Here is a 12,221-nt window from a genome sequence, read left to right on the forward strand (position 1 = left end):
AGCGCCGCTAGCTCTGCGGCGCTGCTTCCGAGGAGTTGGGCCATGATTTGGTCAATTCTCAATCGTGCCACCATGGCCGCGATCACGCTGTTCGGCGTGGCACTGGTGGTGTTCCTCTTGCTGCGTCTGGCGCCCGGCGATCCCATCGCCATGATGATCGGGCCGAGCGCGACTGCCGAGGATATTGCCCGGTTGCGCGCCAGCTATGGTCTTGATCAATCACTGTTCAATCAGTTCTGGATCTGGCTGGGCAATCTGGCTCAGGGTGACTTCGGTACCTCGATTTCTCGCCGCATCGGAGTCGGCTCGCTGCTGCTCGAGCGGTTGCCCGTGACTCTCGAATTGGCTTTTTCAGCTCTCATAGTCGCACTGCTTCTGGGCGGCGCCATCGCTATCAGCGGCACGCTCTGGCGCCGCAACTGGGCCTCGGGTGCGCTGGATGGCGCGACCGGCCTGATGCTGGCCATCCCGGAATTCGTATGGGCCCTCGGCCTGGTGCTGCTGCTGGGCGTCACCTTTCCTATGCTGCCGCTGTCGGGCCGCATCAATCCCTCGCTCAGCACCAGTTTCGTCTCCGGCTTCTATCTCTTCGAGTCCATCCTGACGGCTCGGTTCGATCTCGCCTGGGACCTCATCCGCCACATGGCCATGCCGGTGCTGGCCCTCGCTTTGCCGCTGGCCGCGATCATTGCCCGTGTGCTGCGCGAGGCGCTGGGCGAGGCGATGATGCAGGACTATGTGACCCTGGCTCGCGTCAAGGGCATGAACGAGACCCGGCTGATCTTCTCGGAAACCCTGCGCAACGCTATCGGCCCGACGCTGGCGCTCGCCGGTGTGCAGTTCACCTTTCTCATTGGCGGTACGGTGATCGTCGAAAAAATCTTCGCCTATCCAGGACTGGGCAGCATGGCCATCGACGCGGTGATCAATCGCGACTTTCCCTTGATACAGGGCCTCGTGCTGATGTTCGGGCTCATCTTCATCATCGTCAATCTTCTCGTGGACGCCGCCATTGTCGCTTTCAATCCCCGGCTCCGTCATGGCTGATACCGCCAACCGCGCTCCTATTTCCCGCAATTGGGGGCCAGCCATCCGGGCTGCACTGTCCAATCCGCGCGTCATCATTGGTGGCGGCTTCATCCTCTTCCTGATCGTCCTGGCTCTGGGCGCTGACTGGATTGCGCCGCACGATCCGTTGGCACAGGATCTGATGCTCGGCTCGCTACCGCCGGTTGGCATGAACGGGACCGAGCCTGGTTACTGGCTGGGTACCGACGATCTCGGCCGCGACGTCCTCTCCCGTTTCATCCACGGCACGCGCATTGCGCTGACCGTGGCCTTCACCGCCGCCACCATTGCCGCAGTGCTGGGGACAATAGTCGGCCTTTTGGCCGGCTATTTCGGTGGCTGGGTGGATGTGGTGGTGTCGCGGCTCATCGAAATCTGGATGGCCTTTCCGGCGGTGCTCCTCTCCATCCTTATCGTCGCCATTCTTGGCTCTGGCGTGCATTCGGTGATCTTTGCCATCGCCATCATCGATTGGACGCGCTTTGCCCGTGTGGTCCGCGCCGAAACCCAGGCGCAGCGCAACAACGATTATGTCACTGCCGCCGAGGTGCTGGGCTTCTCCCGCCTTGCCATCCTTGCCGGCGAAATTCTGCCCAACGTGCTCTGGACCATTTTGGGGCTATTCACGCTCGAGCTGGGCCTGGCCGTCGTCATCGAGGCCATCCTGTCCTTCGTTGGTCTCTCGGTCTCTTCCGACACACCGACCTGGGGCGGCATGATCGCGCAGGGCCGTACCATCATCTACCAGGCCTGGTGGGTCTTCGCCCTGCCGCTGGCCGGTCTCTTGGCCACGGTGCTCGCCTTCAACCAACTCGGCGCCGGCCTGCGCGCCAGCCTTGATCCGGTGATGCAGCGATGAACAAGCCTCTGCTCTCCATTCGCAATCTCAATGCCGTCTCGCGCCGCGATGGCAAGCCTATCCTGCGGGACGTGTCGCTCGACGTGGCGGCGGGCAGCATTCATGGCCTGGTCGGCGAAAGTGGTGCCGGCAAGTCGACGATCTCCAAGGTTATTCTCGGCATCCTGTCGCGCGGCGTGATCATCACCTCCGGCTCGGTGACGCTGGCCGGGCGCGACCTGCTCGGCGGCAACGAAGCCGAGCGGCGCAAGCTTATTGGCTCGGAGGTGGGTCTCATCCCGCAGGACCCACTGACCGCGCTCAACCCCGGTCGTCGCGTCGGGGAGCAGTTGATCGACAGCCTGCGTCTTTGGCGCGGCCTCAGCAGTCGTGCCGCCTGGCAGCGTGGGCTCGAACTGCTCGATCAGGTTGCCATCCGCGAGCCGGAGCGGGTGATGAAGCAGTTTCCGCATCACCTGTCCGGTGGCATGCGCCAGCGGGTTCTGATTGCTGCAGCGTTCTCCATCGAGCCGCGGCTGCTGATCGCCGACGAGCCGACGACCGCTCTCGACGTCACGGTGCAAAAGCAGGTGCTGCTGCTGCTCAAGCAGATGCAGGCCGAACACGGCACCGCCGTGGTTTTCGTCACCCATGATCTGGGCGTCGTGGCGCAGATCTGCGACGAGGTCACGCTACTCTTCCAAGGCAAGGTGATGGAGCGGGGCGGCATTGATGCCGTGTTCCATCATCCGCAGCATGCTTATACGCGCGCGCTTTTGGCGGCGAGCCCTCGTTATGACGATCCGGCGGCGGGGCTCCATCCGATCGACGACGCTATTATCGCCGCATGCCGCGCCGAAATTGCACAGTTCGACGGAGCACGCCATGCCTGAACATGCCTTGCTGGAAACACGCGGCCTCGTGGTGGATTATGCAGCGCGGCGCTCCTTTCTCGGTCCCGCCAACACGTCCACCCGCGTGTTGCGGGGCGTCGATCTCTATATCGAGGCTGGGGAGATCGTCGGGATCGTGGGCGAGTCTGGCTCCGGCAAGTCCACTCTCGGTCGCGCCATGCTCGGCCTGGTCCCAGCCACTGAGGGCAGTGTTCTGTTCGACGGCTTCGCCCTTGCCGATTTTCCCGGCGGTGATATCGCGCGCAAGCGTCACATGCAGATGATTTTTCAGGACCCGATGAGCTCGCTTAATCCGCGACACACTATCGGTGCCATCCTGACACGGCCGCTGCTGCTGCACGGCGTGGCGTCCGACCAGCGCCAGGCAGTCGGCATTGCCGCCGCCATGCTCGAACGCGTCGGCCTGCCTGTTGCCGTGCTGTCGCGCTACCCGCATGAGCTCTCCGGCGGCCAGCGCCAGCGCGTTGGCATCGCCCGCGCTGCCCTGTTGCGCCCACGTTTCGTCCTCGCCGACGAGGTGGTGTCCGGACAGGACGTGTCTACCCAGGCGCGCGTGCTCACCCTATTGCGCGAACTCTGCCAGGAAATGGGCATGGCGCTGGCCTTTATCAGCCACGACCTCTCGGTCATCCGCGCCTTCTGCAATCGCCTCTACGTGCTCAATGGCGGCGTGGTGGTGGAGGAGGGGGCAAGCGAAACCGTCTTCGCCAAACCAAAACACGCCTACACACAGGCGCTTATCTCCGCCATTCCCATCCCCGATCCGTCGGTGCGCTGGTAAACAAAAAGGGCCGGAAACCGGCCCTTTTCATTTTTCTTTTTGGTTCGGGATAACTTCAGCGCCTTTGAGCTAAAGGCCTTTGTCGCTCCGACTACGCCTCAGTCCTTGTAGATGCCGGTGGCGCTGGCCACGTGCCGATAGGCGGCGCCGGCGGTAAAGCCGCCATCGATGACAAAATCTTCGCCGGTTATGAAGCTTGATGCGTCGGACACGAGGAACAGCACCAGTTCGGCGATCTCCTCCGGCTTGCCGCTGCGTTTCATCGGTGTGATGCCGATCATCGGTTTGAGATGCGGGCTGTCGGCATTGAGTCCCGTGACCACGAGGCCCGGGCAAATGGCGTTGACGCGAATGCCTTCGCCGACCATTTCCATCGCCGCGCTGCGGGTCAGCCCGCGTAGGCCCCATTTGCTGGCAGTATAGGCCGGGTCGTAATGGCCGGAAAATCCGCTATTGGACGAAATATTGACGATTGCGCCACCCTTCTCAGCCATCAACGGGCGCACGGCCTGGATGCCGAGGAAAGCGCCGGTCAGGTTGACCTTGAGCACCTTTTCCCACGCATCAAGCGTGGTGCTGGCCACGGTCGTGCGGTTGATGATCCCGGCATTGTTGACGAGGATATCGACGCGGTGCTTCCAGGCAGCGGCGAGATCGACCACCTTGGCCCAGCTTTCCGGGTCGGTTACGTCGAGGCGGATGAAGCGCGCTTCGTGGCCCTCACTGGTCAGGTCGTCAGCCAAAGCCTTGCCTTCGGCCTCCAGCACATCGGCGATGATAACAGCCGCACCTTCACGGGCGAGCAGGCGAGACTCCGCCTCGCCCTGTCCACGTGCACCACCGGTGACGATGGCAAGTTTTCCGTCCAGTCGGCCCATGCTCAGTCCCTCGCTGCGATGGTGTGTTGCTGCTGTTCGCCCAGGCCAGTAATGCCCAGACGCATGGTCTGTCCGGCGCGCAGGAAGACGGGCGGCTTGTGACCGAGGCCGACGCCTGGAGGCGTACCGGTGGCGATGATGTCGCCTGGCTCCAGCGTCATGAACTGGCTGATGTAGTGCACAAGGAAGCCGACGCCGAAGATCATGGTCCTGGTATTGCCGGTCTGGCGCCTGACGCCATCGACATCGAGCCAGAGGTCAAGATTTTGCGGATCGGCGATCTCGTCGCGGCTGACCAGCCAGGGGCCGATTGGCCCAAATGTATCGTGGCTCTTGCCCTTGGTCCATTGGCCGCCGCGCTCCGATTGGAACGCGCGTTCGGAGACGTCATTGACCAGGCAATAGCCGGCAACGTGATCAAGCGCCTTGGCTTCGCTGACATATTTTGCGCGTCTGCCGATGACGATCCCGAGCTCGACCTCCCAGTCGGCCTTTTCCGAGCCCTTCGGAATTTCGACATCGTCATTGGGCCCGATAATGGCGCTGGTGGCCTTCATGAAGAGGATCGGTTCGGCCGGCGGTTCCTTGCCGGTTTCCTTTGCATGGTCGGCATAGTTGAGACCAACGCAGATGAACTTGCCGACCCCGGCGATACAGGGGCCGATACGGCTACCAACCGGTGCTGCCGGCAGGGTGGAGGCGTCCAGACTGCGAAGCCTGTCAAACTCCGCCGAGGCAAGCAGCGATCCGTCGATATCGCTGACCACCCCGCTCAGGTCCCGCAACACGCCATGGTTGTCCACCAGTGCCGGGCGCTCGGCGCCGGGCGCGCCGTATCGAGCAAGTTTCATCTTCGTCCCCGATCAGGCGCGCGAAAAGCCGACAAGCACGGAATCGTCGACATCGGGCAGGTTGACCACGATATTGTCGGGCGTGCGGGTGGTCAGCCAGACGAGTTCATCGGTGGTCGACATGTTCACCTCGATATGCGGCCAATAGGGGGGCACAAAGATGAAGTCGCCTTCTTCCATGTCGAGATATTCGCTCCAGTTCTCGCCGAAATAGATGCGGGCCTTGCCCTTGAGGACATAGCCGCCGGTTTCCGCCTCGCCATGGTGGTGGGGCAGGGAGCGATAGCCGGGATCATTGCTGACGCGGCCGAACCAGATCTTGGTGGCGCCTGTATGCTGCGGGCCGACGCCCGTAACGCGGATGCAACCGCCGGACTGAGCCGTGCCGGTATGTTCCTGGCCCTTGCGGGTAACGACGGGCTGGAGTGTGGCAGCCATGGTGTTCTCCTCGATGACGCTGGCTTTCAATATATGCCAATGCATTTAACTGGCGCTCTTTTAGTTTAGGTGTCAAGTAATTTCTGGCTGGACGCACTTGCAAACCGCTCTCTGGGCGAGCTAACAAGATAGCGCGAGATCGAGGGGAAGTTCATGAGTGAGGGGCAGGGACGCGTCTGGATCGATGCCGAGACCAAGGTTGCCGACGCGCCGGAGGATCACCACGACCAGCTGCGTCTATGGCTGCGGTTGTTCAGCGTCACGCGCCTGGTGGAGAACGAGGTGCGCAGCCGCTTGCAGAGCGAGTTCGACGTCACTTTTCCCCGTTTTGATATCCTCTCGCAGATTTATCGCATGCCCGAGGGACTGATCCTGGGTGAACTGTCGCAGCGCCTGATGGTTTCGCCCGGCAATATCACCTCGGTCATCAAGCGGCTCGAGGAAGACGGACTGATCGTCAGGACGCAAAACCCCAATGATCGGCGCGAAAGCATCGTGCAGATGACGCCGCTGGGCCGCGAGAAATTCAAGGAAATGGCGGCCGCCCACGAAGAGTGGATCCGCAACCTCACCGACGGTCTCAACGCCGCCGATGTCAAATCCTTGCTTGGTCTTCTGCAGAAGACCAAGACGTCGGTGCGCCGGGCCTTGGTCGACGACACACGGCCCTGACCCGGCGCAAGCTGGGCGTCAGGCTTCGTCCGGCACCACGGCCAATGCAACGATCTCGATCTTGGCGCGGTCTTCCATCAGTGCCACGACCTGCACCGCGGCCATGGGCGGAAAATGCCGGCCGATGATCTCGCGATAGGCCGCACCCACTTCTTTGAGCCGCGACTTGTAGGCATGGCGATCGGTAAAGTACCAGGTCAGCTGGATGATATGTTCCGGCTTGGCGTCGGCCTTTTCCAGCACGGCGACAATATTTTTCAACGTCTGGCGCACCTGGTCGACGAAGTCGTCGGAGTGAAATTCGCAGTTCTCGTCCCAGCCGACCTGGCCGCCGACCTGCACGATGCGACCGCGCGTCGAAATGCCGTTGGAATAGCCGATGGGCTTGGCCCAGTTGTCGGGCTGGATGAACTGGTGGGTCATGGTGTCGGCTCCAGGTAACGGGAAAGACCGGCACGAACATCGTCGGGCCAGCGTGTGGATTTGTGATCGGTGAGCGAAGTGGCGACGATGCGCTGCTGGATAGTCCAGATAACGTGCTCGCCAACGCTGACAATTGTTTCGAGATCAAGCGAGGCGCCGCCGACCTTGCGAACATGCACGGCGAAGTCGAGCACATCGCCATAGGTCGCGGGACGCTTGAATTCGATATGCATGGTGACGGTGGGCAGGCCCATCTTGCGCTCGAACATCAACTCCTTCCAGGTGACCCCGAAGGAAGCAAACATGGCTTCGTTCACGTCGACCAGCATGGAGAGATAGGCTGGGTGATAGGCGATCCCCGTCAGGTCGCAGTCCCCGAAGCGCAGGGGTTTGGAAATCGTGAATGCCATTATGTCCTCCTATCCGGCCAAGACTTCACCGCCAGCAACGGCGATGGCCTGGCCCGTTATGGCCGAAGCCGATGGTTGCGCCAGCCACAGCACCGTGTCGGCGACCTCTTGCGGCGACACCAGTCGTCCCTGCGGATTGGCCTTGGCCAGCTCCGCCCTGGCGTCTTCCGGGGTGCGCCCGGTCTTGGCGACAATGGCCTCGATCGAGCGGGTGATGAGTGGCGTATCGGTAAATCCGGGGCAGACCGCGTTTACCGTTGCGCCCGTGCGCGCCAGTTCCAGGGCCAAGGATCGGGTCAGTCCCACCACACCATGCTTGGCGGCGGCATAAGCACTGACATAGCGATAGCCGGTCAGTCCCGCCGTCGAGGCGATATTAATAATCCGCCCGGCTCTACTGGCCTTAATATCGGCCAGAAACGCCTGGGTGACCAGGAAGACACCTGTGAGGTCAGTCAGAATGACCTTGTTCCAGAAGGCCGGTGTCATCTTGTCGAACGGCGCGCTGGGTGCCTCGCCGGCATTGTTGACGAGGATCTCCACCGGGCCGAACCCATCATGTGCAGCGATCACGCCCAGCGCGATGGCATCGGCATCGGTGACGTCGAACCGGTCCACCAGATGTACGCGGTCCGGCGGCAGGCTATCTGCCGCCGCTTCCAGCCGCGCTTGGTCGCGACCGGTCATCGTCACATTGGCGCCGGCTTCGAGCAGGCTGTGCACGATGGCAAGGCCTATGCCGCCCGAGGCGCCGGTCACCAGCGCATGGCGACCGGACAGGGTCTGCGTGGGTCCGCTCATCGGGCCGCTCGCTCCAGATTGTTCTCGTATTGCGCCTTCGCCGAATAGTATTGTTTGGGCCAGGCCACCGACTTGATACCGATCTTTGCGGTTTCGTGCATCAGCCAGCTTGGATCGGCCAGGTGCGGACGAGCCACGGCGCAGAGATCTGCGCGCCCGGCGGCAATGATGGAATTGGCGTGGTCTGCTTCCGAAATGGCGCCCACTGCAATGGTGGGGATGCCGACTTCGTTGCGCACCTTGTCGGAGAACGGGGTCTGGAACAGGCGCCCATAAACCGGCTTCTCCTCTTTCCAAACCTGACCGGATGAGCAGTCGATGAGATCGGCGCCAGCGTCCTTGAACATCTTCGCAAAGATCACTGCATCATCGGGCGTGTTACCGCCCTCGTACCAGTCGTGGCAGGACAAGCGCACCGATATCGGGCGATCTTCCGGCCAGACTTCCCGCACGGCGCGGAACACTTCCAGCGGGAAGCGGGCGCGGTTTTCGTGGCTGCCGCCAAATTCGTCCTCGCGACGATTGGTCAGCGGGCTCAGGAAACTCGACAGCAGATAGCCATGGGCGCAGTGGAGCTCAAGCCAGTCGACGCCGGCTTCGGCGGCACGCATGGCCGCAGCGACATGGTCGGCCTTGACCCGATCCATGTCGGTCCGGTCCATCGCCTTGGGCACCGGACTGTGTTTGAGATAGGGCAGGGCCGAAGCCGAAATCAGTGGCCATGCACCCTCTTCCAGCGGCTGGTCGATGCCATCCCATGCGAGCTTGGTCGAGCCCTTGCGGCCAGCATGGCCCAACTGGCAGCCCAGCTTCGCACCGGTATTGGAGTGGACGAAATCCGCCAGGCGCTTCCAGCCTTCCTTCTGCTCGTCGTTCCACAGACCCAGGCAGCCCGGGGTGATGCGCGCATCGGGCGAAACGCAGGTCATCTCAGCAAAAACCAGCGCTGCACCGCCCATGGCGCGCGAACCCAGATGTACCATGTGGAAATCGTTGATCAGCCCGTCGGTGGCCGAATACATGGCCATGGGCGAAACGACGATGCGGTTCTTGAGCGTCACGTCGCGCACCTTGAACGGCGTCAGCATGGGCGGCAGGCTGCGCGTGTCAGGCTCGACATTGAGCCCCGAATGCGCGGCAAACCAGCGCTCATAGCCTTCCAGCCATTTGGCGTCCCGCAGGCGCAGGTTTTCGTGGCTGATACGCTGCGAGCGGGTCAGCATGGAATACATGAACTGCTCGGGGGGCAGGGTATCGGCGTAGCGTTCACCCACCACCTCGAACCATTCCATCGCGTTGCGGGCCGCATTCTGGATACGGGCCACATCGACGCGTCGGATCTCTTCGTAGTCGGCCAGCACGGCCGGAATCTTATCCGCGTCATGCCCATGAATCTGAAACTGCCGCGTCAGCTCGATCGCATCCTCGATCGCCAGCTTGGTGCCCGAGCCGATGGCGAAGTGCGCGGTGTGGGCGGCGTCGCCCATCAGCACCACATGCGACTGGCCGTTGAAATGGCTCCACTTGCCACAGATCAGCCGGTTGAAGTTAAGCCAGGCCGAGCCGCGCATATGCCGCGCATTTGTCATCAGCGGCGCGCCATCTAGCGTGTCGGCGAATAGCGTCTCGCAGAAGGCGATGGAGGCGTCCTGATCGGCGCTGTCGAGACCGTGCGCCTTGAACGTATCCTCTGTGGTTTCAACGATAAAGGTCGAAGTCTGGTCGTCGAACTTGTAGATATGCGCCTGGAACCAGCCGTGGTCGGTCTTGCGGAAATCGAAGGTGAAGGCGTCGAATTGCTTGTTGGTCCCCAGCCAGATATAGCGGTTGGGGCGCTGCTGCAGATCGGGCTGGAACACGTCCTTGTAGGCGTTTCGGACCTTGGAATTGAAGCCGTCCGAAGCAATTACGAGATCGGCGTCGGGAAAATCGAGATCGGAATTGACCTCGGTCTCGAACTTGAGCTTGACGCCGAGTTCCTCGCAGCGCGCCTGCAGGATATTGAGCAGCTTCTTGCGCCCGATACCGACAAAGCCGTGACCGCTGGTGCGCTGCCGGGTGCCTTTGAACAAGACCTCGATATCGTCCCAGTGGTTGAAGGCGTCCTTGATGATCGCCGCGCTTTCCGGGTCCCATTTGTTCATGGCGTCCATGGTCTGGTCGGAGAACACGACCCCCCAGCCAAATGTGTCATAGGGCCGGTTGCGCTCGACCACCGTCACCTGGTGCTCGGGGTGGTTCTTCTTCATCAACAGGCCAAAATAGAGGCCGGCCGGCCCGCCGCCGATACAGACTATGCGCATGGTAACCTCCGTCGCGGCGATACCGCCAATTGCTTTAGGTCTAAAATATATGCAAATGCATATTCGTCAAGACCTAAAGCATTTTTGCGCGATCACGCCTTTGATGAGATCTGCGAGAGCGCTTGATGCGCGCCCGCGATTTTCACATGGCAGGGGCTGCGCCGGCTCCCTGAACCGACCGATATGCTGAGAGCGCGACGAAGCCGCCGTCGATCACGATGTCTTCGCCAGTAATCGACTGCGCCAGGTTGGAAGCGAGAAACATCACGAGGTTGGCGACCTCGTCGGCCTCCACCGCCCGCCCGGAGGGGGTCGCGGCGATCATAGGCGCCAGATGCGGCGCGCCGCGATTGAGGTCAGTGACCACCAGTCCCGGGCAGACGGCATTGACCCGAATGTTCAGTGCCGCGAATTCCGATGCCGCTGCGCGCGTCAGCCCCCGCATGCCCCATTTGGAGGCCGTGTAAGCCGGGTCCTGATGGGCCGAGAAGGCACTGTTAGAGGCGATATTGACGATGCTGCCGCCGCCAGATTTCGCCATCAGCGGCGCGACGAATTTCTGGCCCAGAAACACCCCCTTGAGATTGATCGCCAGTGTCAGATCCCAATCCTCGACCGACATCTCAAGGATCGACCGCCGCCTTACGATGCCCGCATTGTTGACCAGGACATCGAGCCGTCCGTGCCAGGACTCGGTGGTAGCGATGGCGGCCTGCCAGGCGGATGGATCAGTTACGTCCAGCCGCTGGAATCGGGCCTGCAGCCCTGACTTCGTTAGCGCATCGGCGAGTGCAAGGCCCTCCTCCTCAAGCACATCAGCGATCATCACGGCCGCACCAGCTTCTGCCAGTCGTCGCACCTCGACCGCACCCTGGCCCCTGGCGCCGCCCGTGACGAGGGCAACTTTGCCTTTGAAATCAAACATGATCGATCTCCTCCGCCATGACCCGGGCCGGCAGCGAGCGACGCTCGGCCCCTTGGGGGCCGTCGTTGAGAAGTTTCATGGTCTTTGCCTTAGAGGGAGCCGAGAAAATCGTTGGCTTAGTAAAAGTCCGGCGCCTTGCGCAGTTCAGCCCATTGCTTGCTGTCGTGGCCGGCGATCACCAGCGCACCTTCGCGCTGCTGCACAGCCCGCAACTTCTTTACCGAACGCACCACTTCGATGGCCGAATGCAGCGCGCCGGGCAGTGCCTTTTCCTCGAAATGGTCCATTGTGTCGGCGGCATCGACCGCCAGCAGTACCGAAGCGCCGGCCGAGGTCCGTACAAGGATGGACTGGTGGCCGCAGGTATGTCCGGGCGAGCGGATCAGGACGATCGAGCCATCGCCATAAAGGTCGTAGAAGTCGCCCCACGAATTTTCGAGGATCAGCCAATCGAGGTCGGGCCGGTCGAAATCCTTGCGGACATAGGCGGCGCGCGCGAACCAGTCCGGAGCGTGGGCATATTCCCACTCCACCCTCTGCACCACATGGGTCGCGCCGGGGAACCGGCCCACCGCACCGACATGGTCAAGATGCAGATGCGACAGCACCACATGGCGCACAGATTCCGGCGCAATGCCCATGGCCGTTAGCTGGGCCACGCATCCCTGTTCCGGCGTCATGACAGGCGTGAAAAACTCGGCGACCTTGCCCCAGTGTCCGGCCGCGTCGGTGGCGCATTCGACCGGCGTGCCCCCATCGATCACCACATTGCCCTTGGGGTGGGTGATCAGGAAAAACGGCACCGGAATCTCGAATGGTTCATCGGCGCCATTGAGATAGATGTCGTGGTAGTTGCATTTGAGAATGCCGGTATCGAACAGGTAGAGACGGATATCGTCGGCCATGGTTTTCCTCCCAG

General features: G+C 61.9%; 14 protein-coding genes. 5 read left to right on the forward strand and 9 right to left on the reverse strand.

Annotated elements, in window-relative coordinates:
* Positions 1–42 precede the first annotated feature (42 nt).
* The 4 genes from BGO80_RS17030 to BGO80_RS17045 are packed head-to-tail and all read left to right on the forward strand — an operon-like array spanning position 43 to position 3,601.
* Positions 43–1,047 carry an ABC transporter permease gene (locus BGO80_RS17030; RefSeq protein ID WP_286722508.1) on the forward strand — a complete coding sequence of 335 codons (1,005 nt, stop codon included), beginning with the start codon at positions 43–45 and terminating at the stop codon, positions 1,045–1,047.
* Entirely contained in the window at positions 1,040–1,927 is an 888-nt protein-coding gene (locus BGO80_RS17035; RefSeq protein WP_286723070.1) for an ABC transporter permease, read from the forward strand. Before BGO80_RS17030 ends, BGO80_RS17035 begins: the two co-directional genes overlap by 8 nt.
* Positions 1,924–2,799, forward strand: coding sequence for an ABC transporter ATP-binding protein (locus BGO80_RS17040; RefSeq protein ID WP_286722510.1), 876 nt, complete (start codon positions 1,924–1,926; stop codon positions 2,797–2,799). The genes BGO80_RS17035 and BGO80_RS17040 overlap by 4 nt, the downstream gene beginning before the upstream one ends.
* A complete protein-coding gene (locus tag BGO80_RS17045; protein ID WP_126150599.1) occupies positions 2,792–3,601 on the forward strand; it encodes an ABC transporter ATP-binding protein in 810 nt (269 codons plus the stop codon). The genes BGO80_RS17040 and BGO80_RS17045 overlap by 8 nt, the downstream gene beginning before the upstream one ends.
* Before the next feature lie 98 nt (positions 3,602–3,699).
* Here the strand turns inward: BGO80_RS17045 and BGO80_RS17050 are convergent, their stop codons facing one another.
* Genes BGO80_RS17050 through BGO80_RS17060 form a run of 3 tightly spaced genes read right to left on the reverse strand, consistent with a single transcriptional unit; the run spans position 3,700 to position 5,768 of the window.
* Positions 3,700–4,479 (reverse strand): SDR family NAD(P)-dependent oxidoreductase, encoded by a 780-nt coding sequence (locus tag BGO80_RS17050; protein ID WP_286722512.1) that lies wholly within the window; start codon positions 4,477–4,479, stop codon positions 3,700–3,702.
* A gap of 2 nt (positions 4,480–4,481) precedes the next feature.
* Positions 4,482–5,330 carry a fumarylacetoacetate hydrolase family protein gene (locus tag BGO80_RS17055; protein WP_286722514.1) on the reverse strand — a complete coding sequence of 283 codons (849 nt, stop codon included), beginning with the start codon at positions 5,328–5,330 and terminating at the stop codon, positions 4,482–4,484.
* 12 nt (positions 5,331–5,342) lie between these two features.
* Positions 5,343–5,768 (reverse strand): cupin domain-containing protein, encoded by a 426-nt coding sequence (locus tag BGO80_RS17060; protein WP_126150602.1) that lies wholly within the window; start codon positions 5,766–5,768, stop codon positions 5,343–5,345.
* A gap of 153 nt (positions 5,769–5,921) precedes the next feature.
* On the opposite strand from BGO80_RS17060, the gene BGO80_RS17065 reads away from it, so the two are divergent.
* The gene (locus BGO80_RS17065) at positions 5,922–6,440 is read left to right on the forward strand and encodes a MarR family winged helix-turn-helix transcriptional regulator (RefSeq protein WP_286722516.1); all 519 of its coding nucleotides are present in this window, start codon (positions 5,922–5,924) and stop codon (positions 6,438–6,440) included.
* A gap of 18 nt (positions 6,441–6,458) precedes the next feature.
* On the opposite strand, the gene BGO80_RS17070 is transcribed toward BGO80_RS17065, so the two are convergent.
* The 6 genes from BGO80_RS17070 to attM form a co-directional block, all read right to left on the reverse strand.
* Positions 6,459–6,863 carry a RidA family protein gene (locus tag BGO80_RS17070; protein ID WP_286722518.1) on the reverse strand — a complete coding sequence of 135 codons (405 nt, stop codon included), beginning with the start codon at positions 6,861–6,863 and terminating at the stop codon, positions 6,459–6,461.
* Positions 6,860–7,273 carry an acyl-CoA thioesterase gene (locus tag BGO80_RS17075; RefSeq protein WP_126150605.1) on the reverse strand — a complete coding sequence of 138 codons (414 nt, stop codon included), beginning with the start codon at positions 7,271–7,273 and terminating at the stop codon, positions 6,860–6,862. The genes BGO80_RS17070 and BGO80_RS17075 overlap by 4 nt, the downstream gene beginning before the upstream one ends.
* A gap of 9 nt (positions 7,274–7,282) precedes the next feature.
* On the reverse strand, positions 7,283–8,074 hold the full coding sequence (locus tag BGO80_RS17080) for an SDR family NAD(P)-dependent oxidoreductase (protein WP_126150606.1): 792 nt from the start codon (positions 8,072–8,074) through the stop codon (positions 7,283–7,285).
* Positions 8,071–10,377 carry a bifunctional salicylyl-CoA 5-hydroxylase/oxidoreductase gene (locus tag BGO80_RS17085; RefSeq protein ID WP_286722521.1) on the reverse strand — a complete coding sequence of 769 codons (2,307 nt, stop codon included), beginning with the start codon at positions 10,375–10,377 and terminating at the stop codon, positions 8,071–8,073. The genes BGO80_RS17080 and BGO80_RS17085 overlap by 4 nt, the downstream gene beginning before the upstream one ends.
* 142 nt (positions 10,378–10,519) lie before the next feature.
* The gene (locus BGO80_RS17090; RefSeq protein ID WP_126150608.1) at positions 10,520–11,302 is read right to left on the reverse strand and encodes an SDR family NAD(P)-dependent oxidoreductase; all 783 of its coding nucleotides are present in this window, start codon (positions 11,300–11,302) and stop codon (positions 10,520–10,522) included.
* Positions 11,303–11,418: 116 nt separating this feature from the next.
* Positions 11,419–12,207 carry an AttM family quorum-quenching N-acyl homoserine lactonase gene (gene attM / locus BGO80_RS17095; protein ID WP_126150609.1) on the reverse strand — a complete coding sequence of 263 codons (789 nt, stop codon included), beginning with the start codon at positions 12,205–12,207 and terminating at the stop codon, positions 11,419–11,421.
* Positions 12,208–12,221: the final 14 nt, after the last annotated feature.

The sequence above is a fragment of the Devosia sp. 63-57 genome (assembly GCF_001899045.1).
Classification (GTDB): Bacteria; Pseudomonadota; Alphaproteobacteria; order Rhizobiales; family Devosiaceae; genus Devosia; species Devosia equisanguinis.